At 65.8% G+C, this 25,564-nt stretch carries 21 protein-coding genes; 13 read left to right on the forward strand and 8 right to left on the reverse strand.

What is annotated here, in order from left to right; genetic code table 11:
* The first annotated feature begins 6 nt into the window (after nucleotides 1-6).
* From HNS34_RS01000 to HNS34_RS01020, 5 genes are all read left to right on the forward strand, one after another.
* Nucleotides 7-285 carry a DUF3572 domain-containing protein gene (locus tag HNS34_RS01000; protein ID WP_172317110.1) on the forward strand — a complete coding sequence of 93 codons (279 nt, stop codon included), beginning with the start codon at nucleotides 7-9 and terminating at the stop codon, nucleotides 283-285.
* Nucleotides 286-424: 139 nt separating this feature from the next.
* The gene (locus HNS34_RS01005) at nucleotides 425-1,162 is read left to right on the forward strand and encodes an HAD family hydrolase (protein WP_172317112.1); all 738 of its coding nucleotides are present in this window, start codon (nucleotides 425-427) and stop codon (nucleotides 1,160-1,162) included.
* 76 nt (nucleotides 1,163-1,238) lie between these two features.
* Nucleotides 1,239-2,834, forward strand: coding sequence for a trimethylamine methyltransferase family protein (locus tag HNS34_RS01010; protein WP_172317114.1), 1,596 nt, complete (start codon nucleotides 1,239-1,241; stop codon nucleotides 2,832-2,834).
* Nucleotides 2,835-2,904: 70 nt separating this feature from the next.
* Complete coding sequence (locus HNS34_RS01015; RefSeq protein WP_172317116.1) at nucleotides 2,905-3,492, forward strand: heme NO-binding domain-containing protein; 588 nt, start codon at nucleotides 2,905-2,907, stop codon at nucleotides 3,490-3,492.
* Nucleotides 3,489-4,514 carry a diguanylate cyclase domain-containing protein gene (locus HNS34_RS01020; RefSeq protein ID WP_172317118.1) on the forward strand — a complete coding sequence of 342 codons (1,026 nt, stop codon included), beginning with the start codon at nucleotides 3,489-3,491 and terminating at the stop codon, nucleotides 4,512-4,514. Before HNS34_RS01015 ends, HNS34_RS01020 begins: the two co-directional genes overlap by 4 nt.
* Here HNS34_RS01020 and HNS34_RS01025 read toward each other — a convergent pair.
* Nucleotides 4,460-5,437, reverse strand: a complete 978-nt coding sequence (locus HNS34_RS01025) for a GlxA family transcriptional regulator (protein ID WP_172317120.1) — start codon at nucleotides 5,435-5,437, stop codon at nucleotides 4,460-4,462. The genes HNS34_RS01020 and HNS34_RS01025 overlap by 55 nt on opposite strands.
* A 79-nt stretch (nucleotides 5,438-5,516) precedes the next feature.
* On the opposite strand from HNS34_RS01025, the gene HNS34_RS01030 reads away from it, so the two are divergent.
* Genes HNS34_RS01030 through HNS34_RS01040 form a run of 3 tightly spaced genes read left to right on the forward strand, consistent with a single transcriptional unit; the run spans nucleotide 5,517 to nucleotide 9,486 of the window.
* On the forward strand, nucleotides 5,517-6,677 hold the full coding sequence (locus HNS34_RS01030) for an acyl-CoA dehydrogenase family protein (protein ID WP_172317122.1): 1,161 nt from the start codon (nucleotides 5,517-5,519) through the stop codon (nucleotides 6,675-6,677).
* Nucleotides 6,670-8,700: an acetate--CoA ligase family protein gene (locus HNS34_RS01035; RefSeq protein ID WP_172317124.1), complete on the forward strand. Its 2,031-nt coding sequence runs from the start codon at nucleotides 6,670-6,672 to the stop codon at nucleotides 8,698-8,700. Before HNS34_RS01030 ends, HNS34_RS01035 begins: the two co-directional genes overlap by 8 nt.
* Nucleotides 8,701-9,486, forward strand: coding sequence for a carnitinyl-CoA dehydratase (locus HNS34_RS01040; RefSeq protein ID WP_172317126.1), 786 nt, complete (start codon nucleotides 8,701-8,703; stop codon nucleotides 9,484-9,486).
* A gap of 3 nt (nucleotides 9,487-9,489) precedes the next feature.
* On the opposite strand, the gene HNS34_RS01045 is transcribed toward HNS34_RS01040, so the two are convergent.
* The 3 genes from HNS34_RS01045 to HNS34_RS01055 form a co-directional block, all read right to left on the reverse strand.
* A complete protein-coding gene (locus HNS34_RS01045) occupies nucleotides 9,490-10,149 on the reverse strand; it encodes a hypothetical protein (RefSeq protein WP_172317128.1) in 660 nt (219 codons plus the stop codon).
* 76 nt (nucleotides 10,150-10,225) lie between these two features.
* Entirely contained in the window at nucleotides 10,226-13,570 is a 3,345-nt protein-coding gene (carB, locus tag HNS34_RS01050) for a carbamoyl-phosphate synthase large subunit (RefSeq protein WP_172317130.1), read from the reverse strand.
* 127 nt (nucleotides 13,571-13,697) lie between these two features.
* Nucleotides 13,698-14,891, reverse strand: a complete 1,194-nt coding sequence (locus tag HNS34_RS01055) for an SAM-dependent methyltransferase (RefSeq protein WP_172317132.1) — start codon at nucleotides 14,889-14,891, stop codon at nucleotides 13,698-13,700.
* A gap of 197 nt (nucleotides 14,892-15,088) precedes the next feature.
* Here HNS34_RS01055 and aspS point away from each other — a divergent pair, with 197 nt between their 5' ends.
* The 3 genes from aspS (at nucleotide 15,089) to HNS34_RS01070 (ending at nucleotide 19,763) form a co-directional block, all read left to right on the forward strand.
* Complete coding sequence (gene aspS, locus HNS34_RS01060; RefSeq protein ID WP_172317134.1) at nucleotides 15,089-17,095, forward strand: aspartate--tRNA ligase; 2,007 nt, start codon at nucleotides 15,089-15,091, stop codon at nucleotides 17,093-17,095.
* A 108-nt stretch (nucleotides 17,096-17,203) separates the two neighbouring features.
* Nucleotides 17,204-18,553 carry a DUF1800 domain-containing protein gene (locus HNS34_RS01065; RefSeq protein WP_172317136.1) on the forward strand — a complete coding sequence of 450 codons (1,350 nt, stop codon included), beginning with the start codon at nucleotides 17,204-17,206 and terminating at the stop codon, nucleotides 18,551-18,553.
* Between the two features lies 1 nt (nucleotide 18,554).
* Nucleotides 18,555-19,763, forward strand: coding sequence for a DUF1501 domain-containing protein (locus tag HNS34_RS01070; protein ID WP_172317138.1), 1,209 nt, complete (start codon nucleotides 18,555-18,557; stop codon nucleotides 19,761-19,763).
* 14 nt (nucleotides 19,764-19,777) lie between these two features.
* Here the strand turns inward: HNS34_RS01070 and HNS34_RS01075 are convergent, their stop codons facing one another.
* Entirely contained in the window at nucleotides 19,778-20,497 is a 720-nt protein-coding gene (locus tag HNS34_RS01075) for a response regulator transcription factor (RefSeq protein WP_172317140.1), read from the reverse strand.
* A 146-nt stretch (nucleotides 20,498-20,643) separates the two neighbouring features.
* Between HNS34_RS01075 and mce the strand changes: the two genes are divergently transcribed.
* Both mce and HNS34_RS01085 read left to right on the forward strand, forming a co-directional pair.
* Nucleotides 20,644-21,048 carry a methylmalonyl-CoA epimerase gene (gene mce, locus HNS34_RS01080; RefSeq protein ID WP_172317142.1) on the forward strand — a complete coding sequence of 135 codons (405 nt, stop codon included), beginning with the start codon at nucleotides 20,644-20,646 and terminating at the stop codon, nucleotides 21,046-21,048.
* Complete coding sequence (locus HNS34_RS01085; protein ID WP_172317144.1) at nucleotides 21,048-21,326, forward strand: DUF1467 family protein; 279 nt, start codon at nucleotides 21,048-21,050, stop codon at nucleotides 21,324-21,326. Before mce ends, HNS34_RS01085 begins: the two co-directional genes overlap by 1 nt.
* Here the strand turns inward: HNS34_RS01085 and HNS34_RS01090 are convergent.
* The 3 genes from HNS34_RS01090 to topA all read right to left on the reverse strand — a co-directional run bounded on the left by HNS34_RS01090 (nucleotide 21,323) and on the right by topA (nucleotide 25,531).
* The gene (locus HNS34_RS01090; RefSeq protein WP_172317146.1) at nucleotides 21,323-22,012 is read right to left on the reverse strand and encodes an EI24 domain-containing protein; all 690 of its coding nucleotides are present in this window, start codon (nucleotides 22,010-22,012) and stop codon (nucleotides 21,323-21,325) included. The genes HNS34_RS01085 and HNS34_RS01090 overlap by 4 nt on opposite strands.
* Nucleotides 22,009-22,602: a nitroreductase family protein gene (locus tag HNS34_RS01095; protein ID WP_172317148.1), complete on the reverse strand. Its 594-nt coding sequence runs from the start codon at nucleotides 22,600-22,602 to the stop codon at nucleotides 22,009-22,011. Before HNS34_RS01095 ends, HNS34_RS01090 begins: the two co-directional genes overlap by 4 nt.
* 310 nt (nucleotides 22,603-22,912) lie before the next feature.
* Entirely contained in the window at nucleotides 22,913-25,531 is a 2,619-nt protein-coding gene (gene topA / locus HNS34_RS01100) for a type I DNA topoisomerase (RefSeq protein ID WP_172317150.1), read from the reverse strand.
* Nucleotides 25,532-25,564 lie beyond the last annotated feature (33 nt).

Consider the following 25,564-nt stretch of genomic DNA (forward strand, 5'->3'; position numbering starts at 1 on the left):
AGTCACATGAACGTGGTTCGCGCCGAGGAAACAGCCCTGAACGCGATGGCCTGGCTGGTTGGCAATGACGAGTTGCTGCCGGTCTTCCTGGGCGCCACCGGGGCCAGTCTGGCAGACCTGCGGGCGCAGGCGGGCGAGACCGCCATGCAGCTGTCTTTGCTGGATTTTCTGATGATGGACGATGCCTGGGTCATGGCCTGCTGCGATGCCTTGGGCCTGCCCTACGAGACCTTGCTGGAGGCCCGCCAATCGCTGCCCGGCGGGGCCGAGACAAGCTGGACCTGAGCAGTTGGCGGTTCTTCGCCGATCAACAATGATTGATGAATTATGCCGCATTTGATGAAATTCCGGGCGACATGATCCGCGGGATGACAGCCCCCGCCGACCCGTGCCACTCTGCGGTCAATAACAGGAGGCGAGGCAGATGATCACGGGCATCCTTTTCGACAAGGACGGCACGCTTTACGATTTCGAGCGCAGCTGGTCCGGTTTCGCGGGCGCGATGTTGCTGGATCTGGCCGAGGGCGACGCGACCCGTGCGCGCAGCCTCGGACAACGGATCGGCTTCGACACCGAAGACTCGCGCTTTGCCCCCGACAGCTGCGTCATCGCGGGCACCGATGACGACATCTGCGCCGCGCTGCTGCCCGGCCTTCCCGGCATGACGGACCACGAGCTGCGCCCGCGTCTGGCCCGCGCCGCCGCCGCCGCGCCGATGGTCGAGGCGGTGCCGCTGCGCGCCCTGTTGGCCCGGTTGCAGGCGATGGGGCTGAAACTGGGCGTCGCCACCAACGACACCGAAGGCTCCGCGCGCGCGCATCTGACCGCCACGGGCATCCTCGACCTGTTCGATTCGGTCGTGGGTTTCGACAGCGGCCATGGCGCGAAACCCGGCCCCGGCATGTGCCGCGCCTTCGCCGAGCGCTTCGGCCTTGTCCCCGGCGAGGTCCTGATGATCGGCGACAGCCTGCATGACCTGCACGCGGGCCGCGCGGCGGGTATGGTCGTGGTGGCCGTTCTGACCGGCATGGCGGACGACGCGGTGCTGGCCCCCCATGCCGACCTGGTGATCCCCGATATCGGCGTGCTGCCGGGGTTGCTGGCGCGGGGCGCGATCCCCTCCAGGACGGAAATGGAAGGCGAAGCGCCGCAAACAGGCTGAAAATCCGTCGCTAAGGGCAAACTTCCGGGACGTCTCCACCGGCACAGTCGGGGCATGTCACACCGGGAGACCCGCCATGCCTGATGCCACCTCGGTCGCCGCCGCGGCCGCCGAAACCGCCGCCGCCGCCCCCCGCCGCCGCCGCGCGGGCGGGCGCAGAGGCAACGCCGAGCGGGCGGGCACCGCCGTTGTCGACCAGATGCCCTGGCGCGTGCCCGTCAACCCCGACCGCCCCACCGAACCGCTGCCCCCCGAGGGCGTCGAGGCCATCCACAAGGGCGCCATGCGCATCCTGTCGGAGATCGGGATCGAGTTTCTCAACGAGGAGGCGCGCGACCACCTCGCCCGCGCGGGTTGCAAGGTCAGCGGCACCAACGTGCGCATGGACGAGTCCTTCGTGATGGAGATGATCGCGAAGGCCCCGAGCGAATTTACCATCACCCCGCGCAACCCCGACCGCCAGATCACCATCGGCGGCAAGCATATGGTGTTCGGCAATGTCTCCTCGCCGCCCAATGCCTGGGATCTGGATCGCGGCAAGCGCACCGGCGATTTCGAGACCTACAAGGAATTCCTCAAGCTGACGCAGTATTTCAACTGCATCCATTTCGCGGGCGGCTACGCGCCGGAACCGACCGATATTCACGCCTCGGTGCGCCATCTCGATTGCCTTTATGAAAAGCTGACGCTGACCGACAAGGTGGCGCATGCCTATTCCCTGGGCCGCGAACGGGTCGAAGATGTGATGGAGATGGTGCGCATCGCGGGCGGTCTGACGCGCGAGCAGTTCGAGGCCACCCCGCGCATGTATACCAACATCAACTCGGTCTCGCCGTTGCAGCATGATTTCCCGATGCTGGAGGGCGCGATGATCCTGGCCCGCGCGCGGCAAGGCGTGGTGGTGACACCCTTCACGCTGGCCGGTGCCATGGCCCCGGTGACGATGTCGGGCGCGGTGACGCTCAGCCTGGCCGAGGGGCTGGCCGCCCTGGCGCTGTTGCAATTCATCTCGCCGGGCTGCCCCGTTGCGATCGGCACCTTCACCTCGAATGTCGACATGAAATCGGGCGCGCCCGCCTTCGGCACCCCGGAATACATGCGCGCCACCCAGATGACTGGCCAGATGGCGCGGTTCTACGGGGTGCCGATGCGCGCCAGCGGCGTCTGCGCGGCCAATGTGCCCGACGGGCAGGCGATGTGGGAGACCTGCAATTCGCTCTGGTCGGCGGTGCAGGCGGGCGGCAACATGATCTACCATGCGGCGGGCTGGCTGGAGGGCGGGCTGATCGCCTCGCCTGAGAAATTCGTCATGGATTGCGAAGTCTTGCAGATGATCCAGCGCTATTTCGACCCTGTCCTGTGGTCCACCGGCGAGGATGACCTGGCCTTTGACGCCATCCGCGCGGTCGGCCCCGGCGGGCACTTCTTCGGCGTGCAGCACACGCAGGAGCGCTACCAGCACGCCTTCTACGCCCCGATTGCCAGCGACTGGAGCAATTTCGAGGCCTGGGAACTGGCGGGCGGCGAATGGAGCGCGCAGCGCGCGAACCGCCTCTACAAGGCCATCCTGGCAGAGTTTGAGCCCCCTCCGATGGAGGACGCGATCCGCGAGGAACTGGCCGATTTCGTCGCAAGGCGCAAATCCGAAGGCGGTGCCCCGACCGATTTCTGACCCGCCGCTCACGGTTTCTTAACCCGCGCCGCGCTATGAGATTGGCGACATAAGACGCGGGAGCCCTTGAATGCATGGTCTGGTGAATCGCGCCTTGCAGGGGTTTCTGACCGATACCTATGGCAAGGACACGTGGGAGGAGGTGCGCAGCCAGGCGGCGCTGCCCTTTGACGGGTTCGAATCCATGCTGCATTACGATGACCGCCTGACCGAACAGACCGTCAGCGCGGCGGCGGCGGTTCTGCACAAGGACGCGATCTCGCTGCTGGAGGATATCGGCACCTACCTGGTGACCCATCCCAATCTGGAGCCGCTGCGCCGGTTGCTGCGGTTTGGCGGCGATACCTTCTACGATTTCCTGCAATCGCTGGACGATCTGGCCGGGCGGGCCAGCCTCGCGGTGCCTGATCTGGTGCTGCCGGATCTGCATATCTGCCACCTGCACCGCAATTCCTTCGTGCTGGAGGTGAAATGGCCGGTTCCCGGAATCAGCGCCGTCTTTCTCGGCGCGCTCCGGGCGCTGGCGGATGATTACGGCGCGCTGGCAATCCTGGAGTTTGACGGCGCGGGCGGCGGGATCGAGCGGATACGGATCGAACTGCTGGATACGGCCCATGCCTCGGGGCGGCATTTCTCGCTTGGGGCGACGGCGACATGAGGAAACCGCCGGATTTCGCGCTGGAGGGGGGTGCCCTCGATGCCCTGATGCCGATGCATCTGTGGTTCGGGGCCGATGAGCGGGTGATCCGCGTCGGCCCGACACTTGCCAAGATCGCGGGCGAGGAACAGCTTGTCGGCCAGCGCCTCTTTGACATCATCGACCTGCGCCGACCGCAGGCCGCGCAGACGGTGGAGGGGGTGCTGGCGCTGGCCGGGATGCGCCTGCGCCTGGCGCTTTTCCGCCGTGCCGACCTGCCGTTTCGCGGCGTCGTGGTGCCGATGCCGGGCGGGCAGGGCGGTTTCATCAACCTCTCGCTCGGCGTTTCATTCGCGCAGGCCGTGGCCGATTGCGACCTGACGCTGAACGATTTCTCGCCCTGCGACCAGACCGTCGACCTGCTCTACCTGGCCGAGGCCAATGCCGTCATTGCCCAGGAATCGCGCAATCTGACCGCGCGGCTGCAACGGGCCCGCGAAAGCGCCGAGGAACAGGCCCTGACCGACGCCCTGACCGGGTTGCACAACCGCCGCGCCATGGATGCGACGTTGCGCCAACTGGCCGGTGACCCGGTGGCGCGGTTCGGGCTGATGCATCTCGACCTCGATTTCTTCAAGGAGGTCAATGACACGCTCGGCCATGCAGCCGGCGACCATGTGCTAACCCATGTCGCGGACATCCTGCGCGCCGAGATCCGCACCGGCGACATCGTGGCGCGCGTCGGCGGCGATGAATTCGTGCTGCTCTTCCGCGATTGCGACGACGCTGAGCTTTTGCAATCCATCGCCGACCGGCTGATCCGGCGGCTGGAGGAACCGACCCTCTTCGACGGTCAGCAATGCCGCATCTCGGCCAGCGCCGGGTCGGTCCTGGCCTCGCGCTACGAGGTGCCCGACCCCGACCGGATGCTGAACGATGCCGATATCGCGCTCTATACCTCGAAGCATCGCGGCCGCGCGCAGCACACCTATTTCGACGATGAATTGCTGGCCCCCGTGACCGGCACCGTCCGGCCCAACTGACGCGCGGCGCGGGTCTGGCGCGGGGTCTCCCCGAATTCGCGCAGATAGGCGCGGGTCATGGCGCTGGCATCGGCATAGCCCGCGCGCAGGGCGATCTCGGCCACACTGATGCGGCTTTCGCCCGCCAACCGTCGCGCCGCCAGCAGCCGCAACCGCTGATAGGCGCGGCGCGGGGGCACGCCCATCCTTGCCTGAAACCGCGTCTCCAGCTTGCGTTGCGTGCAGCCAAGCGCGCGGGCCAGGGCGGGGATGGCAAGCGGATGCTCCAGATTGCGCCGCATCAGCGCCAGGGCGGCATCGACCAGGCCCGCCCGCATGCCGGAACGCGGGGGCGCATCGCTCTGCATGAAAAGCGCTGCGATCTCGGCACAAAGCGCAGGGCCATGGGCGCGCCCGATCATCTCCTGCACCAGGTCGAAAGCCGACATCGCGCCGCCGCAGCTGGCCCGGTCGCGGTCGATGACAAAGCGCGAGCTGTCGGCATCAAGCTGCGGAAACGTCTCGGAAAAGGCGTCAAACTCGTCCTGGTGGATCGTGGCGCGATAGCCGTCCAGAAGGTTTGAGGCCGCCATCAGCCAACTGCCCGTGTCCAGCCCCGCCACCATGTCGAATCGTCCCGCCGCCGCGCGCAAACCCCGGCTCAGGTCGGGGGTCAGAAGGGCGCGAAACCCATAGCTTGGCAGCACCATGAGGCAGGCGCCGCCGGGATGATCGGCCAGCCGCATCTCGGGCAGAACCGGCATCCCCCCCGATGACGTGATCGGGCGGCCATCCGGCGTCAGGAACCGCCACGCGTAAAGCCTCCGGCGCGACAGGGTGTTGGCCGCGCGCAGGGGCTCAACCGCGTTGGCCAGGCAATGGTTCGAGAACCGCTCGAACAGCAGCACGCCGATTTGCGCGGGGGATTTCTGCGAACTCTGCATGAAAGGCAGCTAATCCTGCATGACGCCTCCGCGCAAGCGGCCTCAGGCTGTCCCTGACACCAGAACGGGGATCCGCGCCATGAATTTTGGACTGAGTGATGAACAGGAGATGATCGTCTCGACGGTGCGCAGCTTTGTCGAGAACGAGATCTACCCGCATGAGGCCGAGGTGGAGCGCACCGGCGAGGTGCCGCCGGAGCTGGCAGACCGCCTCAAGCAGAAGGTGATCGAGCTCGGCTTCTACGCCTGCAACTTCCCCGAGGACGTCGGCGGCGCGGGGCTCGGCCATGTCGATTTCACCCTGGTGGAACGCGAGCTTGGCCGCGGCTCGATGGCGCTGACGCATTTCTTCGGGCGGCCGCAGAACATCCTGATGGCCTGCGAGGGCGAGCAGCGCGAGCGCTACCTCTTGCCCGCCGTCCGGGGCGAGAGAATGGACGCGCTGGCGATGACCGAACCGGGCGCGGGATCGGACGTGCGCGGCATGACATGCAGCGCCGTGCGTGACGGCGGCGACTGGGTGCTGAACGGCACCAAGCATTTTATCTCGGGCGCGAATCACGCCGATTTCGTCATCGTTTTCGTCGCGACCGGCGAGGATCAGACCCCGCGCGGCCCCAAGAAACGCATCACCACTTTCCTGGTCGATCGCGGCACGCCGGGCTTCACCATCCGCGACGGCTACCGCTCGGTCAGCCATCGCGGTTACAAGAACATGATCCTGGAGTTTGACGATTGCCGCCTGCCCGATGCCCAGGTCCTGGGCGAGGTCGATGGCGGCTTTGCGGTGATGAACGACTGGCTTTACGCCACCCGGATCACGGTCGCGACCAACAGCGTCGGGCGCGCGCGGCGGGTCTTCGATTATGCGCTGAATTATGCCGCCGAACGCAAGCAATTCGGCCAGCCCATCGGCAGGTTCCAGGGCGTCAGTTTCCAGTTGGCCGACATGATCACCGAGATCGACGCCGCCGATTACCTGACGCTGGCCGCCGCCTGGCGGCTGGATCAGGGCCTGCCCGCGAATCGCGAGATCGCGTCGGCCAAGCTCTACGCCACGGAAATGCTGGCCCGTGTCACCGATGCCACCCTGCAAATCTATGGCGGAATGGGGCTGATGGACGATTTCCCCATCGAACGGTTCTGGCGCGATGCACGCGTGGAACGGATCTGGGACGGCACCAGCGAGATCCAGCGCCATATCATCAGCCGCGATCTTCTGAGGCCGCTCGGTGCGTGACATATCCCGGCTTTTCCGCCCCCGCTCCATCGCAGTGATCGGCGGCGGCGCGTGGTGCGACAGCGTCGTGCGCCGCTGCCGCGAGATGGGCTTCGACGGGCCGATCTGGCCGGTCCATCCGACCAAGGATGAGGTCGGCGGGCAGCCCACGGTTCCCCGGTTGGAGGATCTGCCCGCCCCCCCCGACGCCTGTTTCATCGGCGTCAACCGGCAGGCCACCGTCGCGGCGGCGCGCATCCTGTCGGGCATGGGCGCGGGCGGCGCGGTCTGTTTCGCCTCCGGGTTTTCCGAGGCGCGGCAGGAGCTGACGGATGGCGCCGACCTGCAGGATGCGCTGCTGGAGGCGGCGGGCGAGATGCCGATCCTGGGGCCGAATTGCTACGGCTTCATCAATTATCTCGACGGCGCGCTGCTCTGGCCCGATCAGCATGGCGGCGAGCGGGTCGAGACCGGCATCGCGATCGTGACGCAAAGCTCCAATATCGCGCTCAACCTGACGATGCAGACGCGCGGCCTGCCGATCGCCTATGTGGTGACAGTGGGCAACCAGGCGCAGGTCGGGCTGGCAGGGATCGGCGAGGCGTTGCTGTCGGATCCGCGCGTCACGGCACTTGGCCTGCATATCGAGGGGATCGGCGATCTGCGCGCCTTCGAGGCGCTGGCGGCGACGGCGCGCGGGCTTGGCAAGCGGATCGTGGCGCTGAAATCCGGGGCCTCGGAACAGGCGCGCGCGGCGGCGGTGTCGCATACGGCCTCGCTGACGGGCAGCGATGCGGGCGGGCGGGCGTTCCTGGCGCGGTTGGGGATCGGGCAGGTCGCTTCGCTGACCGGGATGCTGGAGGCGTTGAAACTGCTGCATGTGGCGGGGCCGCTCAGGTCCAATCGCATCGCGTCGCTGTCCTGTTCGGGTGGCGAGGCGAGCCTGATGGCCGATAGCGCGGTGGGGCGTGGGGTGGAATTTCCGCCCCTGTCGGAGGCGCAGAAAACCGGCCTGCGCGCGGCCCTCGGCCCCAAGGTCGCGCTGGCCAACCCGTTGGATTACCACACCTATATCTGGGGCGATGAGGCGGCGCAAACGGTGGCCTTCACCGCCATGATGGACCCGTCGCTGGCGCTTGGCTGCCTGGTGCTGGACTTTCCCAGACCTGACAAGTGCAGCTATGACGACTGGCTGGCCACCTGCCGCGCGGTGAAGGCGGCGGGCGATGCGTCGGGCGTGCCCATGGCGCTGGTCTCGACCCTGCCGGAAACCCTGCCTGAGGCGATCTGCAAGCAGATGGTGGCGCAGGGCGTGGCGCCGCTTTGCGGGCTGACGGATGCGCTGACGGCGATCGAAATTGCCGGGCAGGAATTGCCGCAACCCGCAGCGCCCGTTTTCCTGCCGCAGCCCGTCACCCGTCCTGTCCTGCGGACCGAGGCCGAGGCGAAGGCGGCGCTCGCTAAGCATGGGCTGCGCGTGCCCGCAACGGGCCGCGCGCGCACGGCCAAGGATGCGGCCAGTATCGCCGCGCGGATCGGGTTTCCCGTGGTGCTCAAGGGCGAGGGCATCGCCCACAAGACCGAAAGCGGCGCGGTCAAGATTGGCCTGACCCATCCTGACGCCGTGGCCGAGGCCGCGCGGGAGATGGCCGCGCCCTCCTACCTGGTCGAGGAGATGATTACCGGCACCCTGGCCGAATTGCTGATCGGTGTGGTTCTGGACCCCGCACATGGCTATGTTCTGACGCTGGCGGCGGGCGGCGTCTGGACCGAATTGATGAATGACAGCATCAGCCTGCTGCTGCCGGTGGAGGGGCCGGAGATCGAGATGGCCCTGGATCAGCTTGGATGCGCCCCGTTACTGAAAGGTTACCGGGGCGCGCCGCCCGTCGATCTGCAAGCGGTGGTCAAGGCGGTGCTGGCGGTGCAGGATTACGTCATGACACGCGGCGCCCGCGTCGAGGAGATTGAAATCAACCCCCTGATCTGCACTGCGGACACGGCCATTGCCGTCGATGCGCTGATCCGGGGAGAGGAGGACTAGATGACGGAAAACCCGATAAAAACAGAGCGTCGCGGCCATGTGCTCGAGGTCACGCTGGACCGGCCCAAGGCCAATGCGATCGACCTGAAGACCAGCGTGATCATGGGTGATGTCTTCACCGAGTTCCGCGACGATCCCGACCTGCGCGTTGCCATCATCACCGGCGCGGGCGAGAAGTTTTTCTGCCCCGGATGGGACTTGAAGGCGGCGGCGGATGGCGATGCGGTCGATGGCGATTACGGCAAGGGCGGCTTTGGCGGCTTGCAGGAATTGCGCGGGCTGAACAAGCCGGTGATCGCGGCGGTGAACGGGATCTGCTGTGGCGGCGGGCTGGAGTTGGCCCTGTCGGCCGACATCATCCTGGCCGCCGATCACGCGCAATTCGCGCTGCCCGAGATCCGGTCCGGCACCGTCGCGGATGCCGCAAGCGTCAAGCTGCCCAAGCGCATTCCCTATCACATCGCGATGGAGATGCTGTTCACGGGGCGCTGGATCGACGCCGAGGAGGCGCATCGCTGGGGCCTGATCAACCACATTCACCCCGGCGCGGAGCTGCTTGAAAAGGCACGGGAAATGTCCGATCTGCTGGCTTCGGGTCCGCCACTTGTCTACGCCGCCATAAAGGAGATCGTGCGCGAGGCCGAGGACATGAAATTCCAGGACGCGATGAACCGGATCACGCGCAGCCAGTTCGAGACGGTCGAAAGGCTCTACCGTTCCGAAGATCAGGCGGAAGGCGCGCGGGCCTTCGCCGAGAAACGCGATCCGGTCTGGAAGGGGCGCTGAGCGTCAGATGCCGCAGATCTCGCGGATTGTCTCGGCATCCTCGGGATAGCCGAGGCGTTCGGCCATGGTCAGGGTCTGGGTGATGACCCCCACCGGCACATCGGTCAGCATCTCGAGGCTGAAGGCGTCAAAGCGGATCTTGGGGCGGGCATGGGTGTGGATCTCAGCGGCGCGCTTCAGGGGCTGGCCGACGAAATCCGACAGCGCCGCGTCATCCTCGGGGCGGTCGATGCGGAAGATGACGCCCGGGTTGTGGTTCAGCGCCAGCGCGAACCAGCGGGTGTAGCTTTCCAGTGCCAGGGCGACGGGATTATCCACATATTGCAGATACTTGCCGCTTTTCGTCAGCAGGATCCGGTTGCGATACTTGATCGAGCGGGGGCGCCGGTTTTCCGGCACGATCGAGGGGATTGCCGCCAAGGGTGAGCGCGCGGCGCAGAAGATGCGTTTGAATGGCGCCAGCGGCCCGAGCCCGTGGCCCCAGGGCACTTTCTCACGCTCGCCAAGCAGCGTCCAGGAGACCAGCCCGTCGGCCCCCTTGCGTTCATGCCCGACATCGAGGCCGCAAGTCCGGATCAGGTTGGTGCTGAAAAGCGTGCCGCATCTCGGGTGCCCCAGACCCACGATATAGCTGTCCGGATCGACCTCAGCTTGAACGCCCATGACATGCCCCTTGCCTGTTTTTTGCAGATCATCCCCATTCAGGCCCGATCTGTCCACGCCGGATTTCCCCCCCGGCTCAGGCGGCGGGGGGGACCGCTTGCAGGCTTTGCACGCCGATATCGCCCTCGCGCGCGGCACGGATGGCCAGTGCCGCGGAATGTGACCCGGCCGCCGTGGTAAAATAGGGGATCTTGTCATAGAGCGCGACCGAGCGGATTTCGCGGCTGTCTTCAACGGCTTGCGCGCCTTCGGTCGTGTTCAGGACCATCGCGATGCGGTTGTCCTTCAGCATGTCGACGATATCGGGGCGGCCCTCATAGACCTTGTTTACCGTGTCGCAGGTCAGTCCGTGAGACTTGAGCCAGGCCGCCGAGCCGCGCGTGGCCACCAGGTCGAACCCCAGATCCGTCAGGATCTGCGCCGCCTCCAGCATCTGCGCGGTCTTGTCGGCATCCTTGATCGAGATGAAGACCAGGCCGCTTTGCGGCAGGACCGTGCCCGCCCCCATCTGCGCCTTGAGGAAGGCGCGGGGGAAGGACACGTCCCACCCCATCACCTCGCCGGTGGAACGCATTTCGGGCCCCAGGATCGTATCGACACCGGGGAAGCGGGCGAAGGGCAGCACCGCTTCCTTGACGCTGAACCACGGCATCGCGGGGTCGGCCAGCGTCATCGGGTCGGCCATGGGCAGGGTGCCGGGCTTGGCGTCCGAGGGATAGCTGCCGCGATGGGTGAAATTGGTCAGGGGCTCGCCCGCCATCAGCCGCGCGGCGATGGAGGCGATCGCGGAGTCCGTCGCCTTGGCGACAAAGGGCACGGTGCGCGAGGCGCGGGGGTTGACCTCGATCAGGTAGACCTCACCGTCCTTGACCGCGAATTGCACGTTCATCAGCCCGACCACCTTGAGGCCCCGGGCCAGCGCCACCGTCTGCTTGTTCAATTCCTCGATGATTTCAGGGCTGAGCGAATGCGGCGGCAGGCAACAGGCGCTGTCCCCGGAATGCACGCCCGCCTCCTCGATATGCTGCATGATGCCCGCGACATGGACGTTTTCGCCATCGCAGAGCGCATCGACATCGACCTCGACGGCCCCGTCCAGGTAGCTGTCCAGCAGCACCGGGCTGTCGCCCGAAACCACCACGGCCTCGGCGATGTAGCGTTCCAGGTGGGCGGTGTCGCGCACGATCTCCATCGCGCGGCCGCCAAGCACGTAGGAGGGCCGGATGACCAGCGGATAGCCCAGGTTTTCCGCCGCCTCGCGCGCCGCCGCGTCGCTGGAGGCGATGGCGTTGACGGGCTGTTTCAGGCCAAGGCGGTTCACCAGGTCCTGGAACCGCTCACGGTCCTCGGCCAGGTCGATGGCGTCGGGCGTGGTGCCGAGGATCGGGATGCCCGCCTCCTCCAGCGCGTTGGCCAGCTTCAGGGGCGTCTGGCCGCCGAACTGGACGATGACGCCGTGCAGGGTGCCGCTTTGCAGCTCGACCCGCAGGATCTCCATGACATGTTCGAAGGTCAGCGGCTCGAAATAGAGGCGGTCCGAGGTGTCGTAATCGGTGCTCACCGTCTCGGGGTTGCAGTTGATCATGATCGTCTCGTAGCCCGCGTCGGTCAGGGCGAAACAGGCATGACAGCAGCAATAGTCAAATTCGATGCCCTGGCCGATCCGGTTCGGTCCACCGCCCAAAATCACGACTTTTCTGGCTTCTGTGGGGCGCGCTTCACATTCCGCTTCACCCATGACGCTGTGTTCATATGTTGAATACATGTAAGGCGTCTGCGCTTCGAACTCCGCCGCGCAGGTGTCGATGCGCTTGAACTGCGCGACGACGCCCTGGGCGATGCGCGCATTGCGGATATCGGATTCCTTCGCGTCGGTCAGACGGGCCAGGCGCGCATCGGTGAAGCCCATCATCTTGAGCGCGCGCAGCCCGTCAGCATCCTGTGGCAAGCCATTGAGGCGGATGTTGTTTTCAGTCTCGACGATCTCGCGGATACGAGCCAGGAACCACGGGTCGAACGAGGTGATGGCGTGGATCTCGTCATCCGAGAGCCCCTCGCGCATGGCCTGCGCGATGACACGGATGCGGTCCGGCGTCTGGTCGGACAGCGCCTTGAAAATCGCGGCCTTGTCGGGGGCGCCCGGAATGGCGATCTCGTCGAAGCCGGTCAGGCCCGTCTCCATGCTGGCCAGCGCCTTTTGCAGGCTCTCGTGGATCGTGCGCCCGATGGCCATGGCCTCGCCCACCGATTTCATCGCCGTGGTCAGGTTGGGCTGGCTGCCCGGAAACTTCTCGAAGGCGAAACGCGGGATCTTGGTCACGACATAGTCGATGGTCGGCTCGAAGCTGGCCGGTGTCACCTTGGTGATGTCATTGTCCAGCTCATCCAGCGTGTAGCCCACGGCCAGTTTCGCGGCGATCTTGGCGATGGGAAAGCCCGTGGCCTTGGAGGCCAGCGCCGAGGAGCGGCTGACGCGCGGGTTCATCTCGATCACGACCATGCGGCCATCATCGGGGTTCACCGCCCATTGCACGTTGGAGCCGCCGGTTTCCACCCCGATCTCGCGCAGCACGTTGATGCTATGCGTGCGCATGATCTGGTACTCCTTGTCGGTCAGCGTCAGGGCCGGGGCGACGGTGATGGAATCGCCTGTGTGCACGCCCATCGGGTCGACGTTTTCGATGGAACAGACGATGATGGCGTTGTCGGCGCTGTCGCGCACGACCTCCATCTCGAACTCCTTCCAGCCCAGAAGGCTTTCGTCGATCAGGATCTGCCCGACCGGCGAGGCATCCATGCCCGAGCGGCAGTAATGGATATAATCCTCGCGGTTATAGGCGACACCGCCGCCGGTGCCGCCAAGCGTGTAGGCGGGGCGGATGATGGCGGGCAGGCCGATCTCCTCCAGCGCCTCCAGCGCGATGGCGACGCCGGCCTGAAGGTCGGGCTTGCCGCTCTCTTTTTTCGGGGCGGTGACGATGGTGGCCTTTGGGTTCTCGATCCCCAACCGGTCCATCGCCTCGCGGAACAGCTTGCGATCCTCGGCCATTTCGATGGCCTCGCGCTTGGCCCCGATCATCTCGACGCCGAATTTTTCAAGCACGCCCATTTCCTCCAGCGCGAGGCTGGTGTTGAGGCCCGTCTGCCCGCCCATGGTCGGCAAGAGGGCGTCGGGGCGTTCCTTCTCGATGATCTTGGCCACGATCTCGGGCGTGATCGGCTCGATATAGGTGGCGTCGGCCAGGCCAGGATCGGTCATGATCGTGGCGGGGTTGGAGTTGACCAGGATCACCCGGTAACCTTCTTCGCGCAGGGCCTTGCAGGCTTGCGCGCCGGAATAGTCGAACTCGCAGGCCTGCCCGATGACGATGGGCCCCGCGCCGATGATCATGATGGAGTTGATATCGGTTCTTTTCGGCATTTTGGCACCCCGGTGGCAGACAGGTGGACGCGCGAGCGGCCCGCGCGCAAATTGTTCTGCGTTTTAGGCATATCGCGCCGGGGCGCAAGGGGGCGGGGGCAGGTTTTGCGGAAATACCCGCGCGGGGTCACGCCATATAGTCGCGCGTCAGCGGCACCGCCTGCTTGTCGCGGGCCAATTGCACCTGGAAGACGCATTGCCGCCCGTGCCGGAATGCCATCTCGCTGGCGGCAAGGTAATAGCGCCACATGCGCACGAAGCGCTCGTCATAGAGCATCAGCGCCGCGTCCGATTTGGCCTCGAACCGCTCCAGCCAGTGGCGCAGGGTCTCGGCGTAATGCAGCCGCCAGACCTCGATATCGGTCTGAAAGAGCCCCGCCGCCTCGAACGCGCGCGACATTTCCGACAGCGCGGGGACATAGCCGCCCGGAAAGATGTATTTCGTGATCCAGGGGCTGGTGGTGCCGGGCGGGGCCGCGCGCCCGATGGTGTGGATCAGGGCCACGCCATCCTCGGTCAACCGGTCGCGCACGGTGTCGAAATAGGTCCGGTAATGCGGCACGCCGACATGTTCGAACATGCCGACCGAGACGATGCGGTCGAACTGCCCGGTCACGTCGCGGTAATCGCGCAGCTCGAATTTCACCTTGTCCGACAGCCCCTCGGCCTCGGCGCGCTTGGTGGCCCAGGCATGTTGCTCGGTCGAGAGGGTGACGCCCAGAACCTCGGCCCCGTGATCGCGCGCGAGGCTGAGCGCCAGCCCGCCCCACCCGCAGCCGATCTCGAACACGCGCATTCCGGGCTCCAGCAGCAATTTTCTGGCGATATGCGCCTTCTTGGCGGCCTGCGCTTCCTCCAGGCTCATCTCGGGCTGCCGGAAATAGGCGCAGGAATATTGCCGGTCTTCGTCGAGGAAGAGATCGTAGAGCGTCGCCGACAGGTCATAATGATGCGCCACGTTCTGCCGCGCGCGATGGGCCGGGTTCCACTGGTCGAAGCGGCGTCGTGCCCGCCTCGCGGCCTGCGACGACCTGCGCCACCACAGATGACCCGAACGTTCCACGTTCACGGTCAGGAAGGTCAGAAACCCGCGCAGGTCGTCATCGCCTATGGTCAGGCGGCCATCCATATAGCCCTCGCCCAGGGCCATATCGGTGGTCAGCACCAGCTTGCGGGGCAGGTCGGGGTCGTGAAACCGCAGCGACACCGACGGGCCGTCGGCGCCCGAATAGGTCCGGGTCGTGCCATCCGCAAGCTGCACGTCAACGCGGCCCACGCGCACGAAGCCGCGCATAATGTGATCGAAGAGGCGCTCCCACATCGCCCGCACTCCCTCGGAAATCCCCGACATATTCCATCGCTTACGCGACCGAGATTGCCGTTTCGCGCGGCGAATTCAAGCCCTTGGCGACCTGGCGCACGCAACCGTACCTTTCGCGCCGATGACGCGGCTTGACTTCCCGCGCCTGAGACGGTGTATCCGCACGGGTGATTATCCAGCCCCGAAGGGACTTAAACATGCACAGCTTTCGCAGCCATACATGCGCCGATCTGACCAAAGCCGATGTCGGTGAACCCGTGCGCCTGTCGGGATGGGTCCACCGGGTGCGCGACCATGGCGGGGTGCTGTTCATCGACCTGCGCGACCATTACGGCATCACGCAAGTTATCGCCGATGGTGACAGCCCGGTCTTTTCGCAGCTGGAGAAAGTGCGCTCGGAATGGTGCATCCGCATCGACGGCACCGTGCTGGAACGTGACGCGTCGCTGGTCAACCCGAACCTGCCGACCGGCGAGATCGAGGTTTTCGTGCGTGACCTGGAGGTTCTGGGCGCGGCCGGTGAATTGCCGCTGATGGTGTTCGGTGATCAGGACTACCCGGAAGAAACGCGCCTGCGCTACCGCTTTCTCGATCTGCGGCGCGAGAAGATGCAGAAGAACATGAAACTGCGCTCGGATGTCGTCCGCTCGATCCGGCAACGCATGTGGGACGCCGATTTCAACGAGTTCCAGACCCCCATCATCACCGCATCCTCGCCCGAAGGCGCGCGCGATTTCCTGGTGCCAAGCCGCCTGCATCCGGGCAAGTTCTACGCCCTGCCGCAGGCCCCGCAGCAGTTCAAGCAGCTTCTGATGGTCTCGGGCTTCGACAAGTATTTCCAGATCGCGCCGTGTTTCCGCGACGAAGACCCGCGCGCCGACCGCTCGCCCACCGATTTCTACCAGCTCGACATGGAGATGAGTTTCGTCACGCAGGAGGATGTGTTCGCGACCATCCAGCCGGTGATCCAGGGGATTTTCGAGGAATTCGGCGAGGGGCATTCGGTCGACAAGGTCTGGCCGCAGATTTCCTATCGGGATGCCGCGCTCTGGTATGGCACCGACAAGCCCGACCTGCGCAATCCGATCAAGATGCAGGTGGTCAGTGACCATTTCCGCGGCTCGGGCTTCGCCATCTTCGCCAAGCTGTTGGAGCAAGACGGCACAGAGGTGCGCGCCATCCCCGCGCCGGGGGGCGGCAGCCGCAAGTTCTGCGACCGCATGAACAAGTTCGCGCAGGAGGAAGGGCTGCCCGGCATGGGCTATATCTTCTGGCGTGAACGACCGAAGACTGACTTGCAAAAGAACGACGCCGAGGATGAAGATGCAGAACTGGACCTCATGTCTATGCTGCAAGCATGGGAAATCCGAGAAAAAGACGGAGGCGAAGCGCTTCGAAACGCTCTTAAGAGGCGCGAGCGTGAAGACGGTGATCTAAACGAGGTTCGTGATCGGATTGAAACGCATTGGCAAGGCGGCGAAAGCGCTCAGGCCGAATTTCTGTTGAACGCATATTTCGGTCCATTTGAAGCCGCAGGCCCCTTGGCCAAGAATATCGGCCCCGAACGCACCGAAGCGATCCGCACGCAGCTTGGCCTTGGCGTCGGCGACGCGGCGTTCTTCCTGGCGGGCAAGCCGTCCCAGTTCGAGCTTGTCGCAGGCCGTGCCCGCACTGTCATTGGCAACGAGCTGAAACTGACCGAAGAAAACCGCTTCGCCTTCGCCTGGATCGTCGATTTCCCGCTCTACGAGAAGGACGAGGACACCGGCAGGATCGACTTCAGCCATAACCCGTTCTCGATGCCGCAAGGCGGGATGGCGGCACTGGAAGGTGATCCGCTGGAGGCGCTCGGCTACCAGTATGATCTGGCCTGCAACGGGTATGAACTGGTCTCGGGCGCGATCCGGAACCACAAGCCCGAGATCATGTTCAAGGCGTTCGAACTGGCCGGCTACGGCGAGGCGGAGGTGCGCAAGCGTTTCGGCGGCATGGTCAACGCCTTCACCTTCGGCGCGCCGCCGCATGGTGGATGTGCGGCAGGGATCGACCGGATCGTGATGCTCCTGGCCGATGAGGCCAATATCCGCGAGGTCATCCTCTTCCCGATGAACCAGCGCGCCGAGGATCTGATGATGGACGCCCCGTCCGAGCCTGCATCCGGGCAACTGATGGAACTGGGCCTGCGCGTCATTCCGCAGGACTGACCGAGGGGGCGGCGGATTGCTGCTCGCCGCCCTCATCTTGATCTATCGCGCCTCTGATGGGTAAGGTATGGTTGCGCTCAGACCGACTTGACCGGATGTTTTTGCCCGATGTCCTTCCACGCACAAATTCGCTTCGGCACCGGGCTTTCGCCCGCCCATCCGCCTGCCTCGCGTGACGAGATGCTGGCCCGTCTGGCCGGTCCCGACCAGATCGCCGCCGCCTTTCCGCAGGAAGGGTATGCGGCGCGCGCAGAACGTGCGCTGGAATTTGTCGCTGCCCGCCGCGACCTCACGCAGGGCGAGGCCGAGGCTGCGCTGTCCGAACGCCTGTCGCGCGAAATGCGCGAGGACAATTTTCGCCAGATGGCGCTGACGCTTGCGCGTGGCGTGGCCAGCCCGGATGGCCTTCGCGAACGCCTGACCTGGTTCTGGGCCGATCATTTCACCACCGTGCGCCGCAGCGCCGCGATGCGGGGCGCCATCACCGGCTATGTCGAGGACGCCATTCGCCCCCATGTCGCGGGCCGGTTCGGCGACATGCTGGCATCGGCTGTCCTGCATCCCGCGATGGTGCTCTACCTTGATCAGGATCGCTCGGTCGGACCCAATTCGCCTGCCGGATTGCGGACCGGGCTCAGCCTGAACGAGAACCTGGCGCGCGAGGTGCTGGAACTGCACACGCTCGGCGTCGATGCGGGCTACAGCCAGCGCGACGTGCGCGAAATGGCCGAGTTGCTGACCGGTATCGGCATCCGCCAGAGGCGGGAGCTGATCTTTCGCCCCGGCCATGCCGAACCGGGCGCTGAAACGGTCTTCGGCGCGACCTATGGCGGGGCGCGTTCGGCCGATCTCTCCGAGATCCGGGCGGCCCTGCACGATCTTGCCCTGCGCCCCGAAACCGCGCGCCATATTTGCGGCAAGCTGGCCGACTATTTCATCTCCGACACGCCCGATCCCGGCCTGATAGACACCATGGCGGCGGCCTGGGACGATACCGGCGGCGCCTTCTTGCCGGTCCTGGACACGATGCTGTCACATCCCGCCGCCTGGGCGGATGTGCCGGGGCGGGTCAAGCGCCCGTTTCATTTCATCACCTCGGCGCTGCGCGCCCTCGGAACTCCGCCAGACCAGATCGCCAATGCTTCGCGTCAGAGGGTCAACACGCGGCTGAACCTGCCGCTCATTGCCATGGGCCAGCGCTGGCAGGGGGCGGCGGGTCCGGATGGCTATTTCGACGATGACCGCGAGTGGATCCGGCCCCAGACGCTGGCCGCTCGGATCGGGTGGGCGATGCTGACGGCGAGCGAGATGCCGCGGCCGCCCGATCCGCGCGATTTCGTCGTGACCGCGCTTGGCGACACGGCCAGCCCCGATCTGCGTCGCGCCGCCGCCCGCGCCGAAACCCGCGCCGAGGGGGTTGGCATCGTGCTGGCCGCGCCCGAGTTCCAGAGGAGCTGACATGCCCGCAATCACCCGCCGCCAGATGCTTGCGCTTGGATGCTCGGCCGCCGCCAGCCCGCTGATCACACCCGTGGCCTTCGCCTCGTTGCCCACCGATCACCGGCTGGTCGTCATCATCTTGCGCGGCGCGATGGACGGGCTGGACGTGGTGCAGCCCTATGGCGACCCGGCGCTGGCGAGGCTTCGCCCCGGCTTCGATATCGGGCCCGATGCAGGCGCGCGCGACCTTGACGGGTTCTTCGCGCTGCATCCCGGTCTGCGCGATCTCTGGCCGCTTTGGCAGGCCGGTGAGCTTGGTTTTGCCCACGCTGTTTCAACGCCCTACCGCAACGCGCGCAGCCATTTCGACGGTCAGGATCTTCTGGAGGCGGGGACCGGGCCGGGCGCGGATGCGCGTGATGGCTGGCTCAACCGGCTGGTGCAGACCATTCCCGGTGCGACGCGGGAAACCGCGCTGGCCGTAGGCCGGGACGAGGCGCTGATCCTGCGTGGGTCCGCGCCCACCTCGGACTGGTCGCCCGCCGCGCGCCTGCTGCTGTCGCCCGCGACCTCGGACCTGCTGGCCGCCGTCTACCATGACGATCCGCTGTTCCAGGCAACTTTCGATGAGGCGCAATTCCTGTCCGGTCTGCTCCACGGCGACTTCTCCGAAGCGGAGGGCGACGGGATGATGGCGGGGATGCAGGACGCGATGGCAGGCGCGGGCCAGGCCGAAGCTGTCAACGTGATTGCCGATTTCGCCGCCGAACGGCTGCGCGCCGAGGCGCGGATCGCCAGTTTTTCGATCGGCGGTTGGGACACGCATCGCAGCCAGCAAGGCGGGCTGACCCGCGCGCTCGGCCATCTGTCGACCGCGATCTTGCGGCTGCGCGCGGGGCTTGGGCCGGATTGGAGCCAGACCACCGTTCTGGCAATGACAGAGTTCGGCCGCACGGCGGCTGAGAACGGCAGCGGCGGCACCGATCACGGCACCGGCAGCGCGTTGATCATGGCGGGCGGCGCCGTGCGCGGGGGCATGGTGTTGGGCGATTGGCCGGGGCTGGAGGAGGCCGCGCTCTTCGATCGGCGCGACCTGATGCCGACCCGCGATATCCGCGCCTATGCCGGGTGGGCCATGGCGGGGCTTTTCGGCACCGACCGCGGCGCATTGGAAGGCCAGGTGTTTCCCGGGCTCGACCTGGGCGCCGATCCCGGGTTGCTGCGATAGGTCACGGGGGCCGATCAGACCGCCGCCATGCCCGCCATCCGGGAGGCCAGCTGCGCCTTGAGCCGCGCCCGTTCGCCCTGCTTCAACGTTCCCGGCAGCGCGGTCGCGGTTTCCGCCAGCAACGTGTCATGCGCCGAGCGGGCCAGCCCAAGCAGGAACCGGCGCAGATACCCCATCGGCGGCGCGTCCCGGTCCAGCAGCGCGATGGCATGGGCCAGGTCTTCGCGCAGCGCCAGACGGTCAGGCTCCAGCACCGTCGCATCCAGCGGGCGCGGCCCTTGCGGGCGCATATCCTCGGGCAGGTGACGCAGGATCTCGGACTGGAAGGCGGCCAGCGTGTCGACCGGCTTGGGCAGGAACCCGTCCGCCCCGGCCTCAAGCGCCGTCCTGGCCGCCGCTTCCCGCTCCGCGCCCGAAGTGGCCAGCACGACCGGCACCCGGTGCGCGGCGCGGTTCATTTCGCGGATCAGCGACAGGCCCGAGCCGTCCGGCAGCCCCAGATCGACCACCGCGACCGAAGGCCGGTAGGTTCTCAGGTGCCGATGGGCCGAGGCCAGGCAGTCGGCCCGCCGGATGCGCGCGCCCGAGCGCAGGCACAACAGGCGCAGCGCCTCGGATGCGAAGCGGCTGTCTTCCACCGCCAGGATGGTCAGCCCCTGCAAGGGCCGCGCGGGCGTCGGTTTCGGATGAAAGAACGGCAGGTCAGTATCCGTTCTGGACGTATCGGTTTCCATAATCATAGCCCCCCAAAGGCGATTCTGGGGATGATTAAACAGTCTCAAGGTTGACAGATCGTAAATGTCGCCGCGGCGACGCGCCGCTTGTCTTTTCGCGGCCGCAGCGCCATATCCGGGACCAGACCAGCAAGGAAGGAAATCGGATGATCGGACGGCTCAACCACGTCGCCATCGCGGTGCCCGATCTGGAGGCGGCAACCGCCCAGTATCGCGACACGTTGGGGGCAATAGTGAACCCGCCCCAGGATGAGCCCGACCACGGCGTCACCGTCGTCTTCATCGAGCTTCCCAACACCAAGATCGAGCTTCTGCACCCCCTGGGCGAGGGCAGCCCGATCGCGGGTTTCCTGGAGAAGAACCCCTCGGGCGGCATCCATCACATCTGCTACGAGGTCGAGGATATCCTGTCCGCCCGCGACCGGCTGCAATCCTCGGGCGCACGTGTCCTTGGCACCGGCGAGCCCAGGATCGGCGCGCATGGCAAGCCGGTGCTGTTCCTGCATCCCAAGGATTTCACCGGCACGCTGGTCGAATTGGAGCAGGTGTGATGTCGATCTTTTCCGCCATCGCGCTTCTGGCCGTGATCTGGTTCATGACGCTTTTCGTGATCCTGCCGCTGAACCTGACCACCCAGGACGAGGCCGGATCGCGGGTGCGCGGCACCATGGGCTCCAGCCCGGTAGAGCCTCGCCTCAAGCGCAAGTTCATTCTCACATCAATCGTGGCACTGGTGCTGTGGCTGGTGATTGTCGGCGTGATCCTGAAGGGCTGGATCACGGTGGATGATTTCGACCTCTTCCGCCGTTTCGGCGGTCCGGGCGGCTAATTCCGGTTCAGCCGGTGATAGAGATGCGTGAAGGTGGCGGCCCCCAGGATCGGCACCAGAAGGTTGATCACCGGGATCGTCAGCGGCACCGCCATCAGCACACCCGCGGCGAAGATCTGCACCTGGTGACGCTTGCGAAAGCGGCGGGCCTCAGTGGGCTCCATCCGCCGCAACGCCACAAGTTGTGCGTATTCGCGGCCCAGGAGAATGCCGTTCACGCCCCAGAAGATCAGCGGCGCAAGCGGGGCCAGGAAGATATAGGCGATCAGCGCGACGAGGTTGACGGCGACCAGCAGCCCGAGAAACCGCGCCGAGTCCACCAGCCCCTCGGCCAGCCCCTGGTGGCGCGCGGGCGGCAGGGTGGGGTAATGCCGATCCTCCACCGCATCGGCGATCCGGTCGAGGAAAATGCCGGTGAAGGCCGAGGCGACCGGGATCATCAGGAAGATCGAGGCGAGCAGCATCACCGGCACGGCGGCCCACCCCGCGGCGGTGCCAATGCCGCCGATCTCGCCGATCCAGGGCAGGGTGAGGGTCTCGGGCACCAGCCAGCCGATCAGCAGCGCGACCAGCCAGTAGATCCCGACAAGCAGCGCCACGGTCAGCGCCAGCCCGGTCAGGAGGACAGAGGCAAAGCGCGGGTCGGGCAATTGCCGCAGCGCGCGCAGGAAATCGGTCAGGATCATTCCGTCACCCAGGTGGTGATGCGGTCGAGGTCGGGGCGCGGGCGTTCCGGGGGCAGGGCGGTTTCCGTGCCCAGGTGGATGAAGCCCGCGACGAATTCATGCTCCTCCAGCGTCAGGCCCTGGCTCAGGAACCCCCGGTCCATCGCCATCCAGCCGGTCAGCCAGTTGGCGCCCCATCCGCTGGCCAGCGCCGCATTGACCAGCGCCAGGCAGACCGCGCCGACAGAGAGGATTTGCTCGACCTCCGGCACCTTTTCGGCCTCGACCGGAGACGCGATGACCGCAACGACCAGATGCGCATCGGCAAAGCTGCGGCGCGATTTCTCGACCTTTTCAGCATCCAACCCGGCCTCGGCCCCCCGCGTCGCGGTCAGCTCTGCCAGCCGCGTGCAGGCCGCCCGCTCCAGCACGATAAAGCGCCAAGGTTCCAGCTTGCCGTGATCGGGGCTGCGGGCGGCAGCACGGAGCAGCGTCTCGACCGTCTCCCGATCCGGCACCGGCCCGGTCAGTGTCTTGGCGGGGCGCGAGCGGCGGGTCAGCAGGAACTCCATCACCTCGGGGCGCGGCGTCAGGGGGGCAATGTCGGTCATCTCGATCCTCGTGCGGCGTGTCTACAAGGCCATGTCGGACACGGGCGCGGAAAGATCAAGATGGGCGGGGCTGGTCTCGCCTGTCTTGGAGATTTATTTGCCATCTGACATTCTCGCGAAAAAGGACCGAACTCCGGCCGACTTTACTTTCATTTTGCTGAAAATACCTCGGGGTCGTCATTGCTGCGCCATTGGTCCGAGCGAGTTGCCAGTGGTTGCGCCATTGGTTCGAGAACCCACTGGCGACGGCGACGGGCAGAGCCCCGGCGGATCGGATTGCGAAGCAATTCGACACCGCCCGTGAGAAAAGCTACGACGCCTTCTTCTTGCGCGCCGTCTTCGTCTTGCCGCCCTTGGCCGCGCGTTCCTTGATCAGTTGCACGGCCATCTCCATCGTGACATCCGCGGGCTCCGTGCCCTTCGGGATCGTCGCGTTGACCTTCTCCCATTTCACATACGGCCCATAGCGCCCATCCATCACGTTGACGGGGCCACCTTTCTCGGGATGGTCGCCCAACTCCTTCAACGGCTTTGCCGCCGCCCGTCCGCCGCCGCGCTTGGCGGCTTTCTCGGCAATAAGCTCCACCGCGCGGTTCATGCCGACGGTAAAGACCTCCTCGACCTCGGGCAGGTTGGCGTAGATGCGGCCATGCTTGACGAAAGGCCCGTAGCGTCCGATGCCCGCCTCGACCGGCTCGCCATCCTCGGGGTGCGGGCCGATCTGGCGCGGCAGGGACAGCAGCGTCAGCGCCTTTTCCAGGTCCATATCCTCGGGCCGCCAGCCTTTCGGAAGCGAGGCGCGGGGCGGTTTCTTGTTCTCTTCCGTCGCCTCGCCACGCTGCACGTATGGCCCGAACCGGCCCGAGCGCAGGGTGATCACATCCTCACCATCCTCGCCCAACACCTTGTCGCCGGTCAGGTTTTCCGGATCGCCGCCGATGGGCCGGGTGTAACGGCATTCCGGGTAGTTGCCGCAGCCCACGAAGCCGCCGGTTCTCGAGGTCTTGAGATGCAGCTTGCCGGTGCCGCAAAGCGGGCAGATGCGCGGGTCCGAGCCGTCCTCGCGCGGGGGGTAGAGTTGCGGCGCGAGCGCTGCGTCCAGCTTGTCCAGGACTTCGGTGATCCGCAGCTCGGATGTCTCTGAAATCGCGGCGGAAAAGTCGCGCCAGAACTGGGCCAGCACCTGCTTGTAATCGCGATCCCCGGCGGAGACATCGTCAAGCTCCTCCTCCAGGTTGGCGGTGAATTCATAGCCCACGTATTTGCGGAAGAAATTCAGCAGGAAGATGGTGACGATCCGCCCCTTATCCTCTGGAATCAACCGGTTCTTGTCCTTGGTCACATATTCGCGGTCCTGGATCGTGGTCACGATCGAGGCATAGGTCGAGGGTCGCCCGATACCCAACTCCTCCATCCGCTTGACCAGTGTCGCCTCGGTGTAGCGCGGCGGCGGCTGGGTGTGGTGCTGGAGCCCGAGGACTGCGCCGGATGTGCTGAGGATCGCGACCTCATTGACCCGCGCGCCTTCCGATTTCGTGGCAGGGTTGTCCGCTTTTTCTGACAGTTTTGTCCATTCCGCCTCCAGCGCGCCCGCAACCGGCTTCAACGCGTCGCCCTCGTCGATCTGGGGCAGGCGGGCGCTGTCTTCGCCCTCGTCATCGTCGCGGCCTTCCTCGTAGACCTTCAGGAAGCCGTCGAAATTGATCACCTGGCCGGTGGCGCGCAGGGCGACCTCGCCGCTGTCATCGGCGATATCGACGGTGGTGCGTTCCAGCCGGACCGATTCCATCTGGCTGGCGATGGTACGTTTCCAGATCAGTTCATAGAGCTTGCGCTGGTCCGGCTCGCTCAGCTTGATCTTGTCGAGTGTCAGCGACATGTCGGTCGGGCGCACGCATTCATGCGCCTCCTGCGCGTTCTTGGCCTTGTTCTTGTAGAGGCGCGGCTTGTCCGGCACGTAATTGGCGCCGTAAAGCGTGCCGATCGTGTCGCGCGCGGCACTCACCGCCTCGGGCGCCATGTCGATGCCGTCGGTCCGCATATAGGTGATGTGACCCGCCTCATAGAGCCGCTGCGCGGTGCTCATGGTCTGGCGCGCGCCGAAACCGAATTTGCGACTCGCCTCCTGTTGCAGGGTCGAGGTCATGAAGGGCGCGGAGGGGTTGCGGGTGCCGGGTTTGGCCTCGACCCGCACGGCGCTGAGCGCGCGCGAGGCGACCGCCTTGACCGCCAGACCGGCAGCGGCGGCGGTTTCCAGGTCGAAACGATCCAGCTTCTTGCCGCCAAGCGTGGTCAGCCGCGCCTCGAAGCGTTTCCCGCGCGGGGTTTCCAGCACCGCCTTGACGGACCAGTATTCGCGCGGGTTGAAGGCCTCGATCTCCATCTCGCGTTCGACGATCAGGCGCAGGCAGACCGATTGCACCCGGCCCGCCGATTTCGCCCCCGGCAGCTTGCGCCAGAGGACCGGAGAGAGATTGAAACCGACGAGGTAATCCAGCGCGCGGCGGGCCAGGTAGGCCTCGACCAGTGGCGCATCGACCTCGCGCGGGTTCTTCATCGCCTCGGTCACGGCGGATTTGGTGATCGCGTTGAAGACGACGCGGGAAACCGGCGTGTCCTTCCTGATCGCCTTCCTTTTGCGCAGCGCCTCTTCCAGGTGCCAGCTGATCGCCTCGCCCTCGCGGTCGGGGTCGGTGGCGAGGATCAGGTTGTTGTCGTCCTTCAGCGCATCGGCGATGGCCTTGACGTGCTTGCGGCTGTCGGCACCGACCTCCCATTTCATCTCGAACCCGTTCTCGGTGTCGACCGATCCGTCCTTGGGGGGCAGGTCGCGCACATGGCCGTAGGAGGCGAGCACCGTGTAGTCGGAGCCGAGATATTTGTTGATTGTCTTGGCTTTGGCAGGGGATTCGACGACGACGACGGGCATTCATGAACCTTCAGATAACGGCGCTTGGGTGGC

Source organism: Alterinioella nitratireducens (assembly GCF_013155465.1).
GTDB lineage: Bacteria > Pseudomonadota > Alphaproteobacteria > Rhodobacterales > Rhodobacteraceae > Alterinioella > Alterinioella nitratireducens.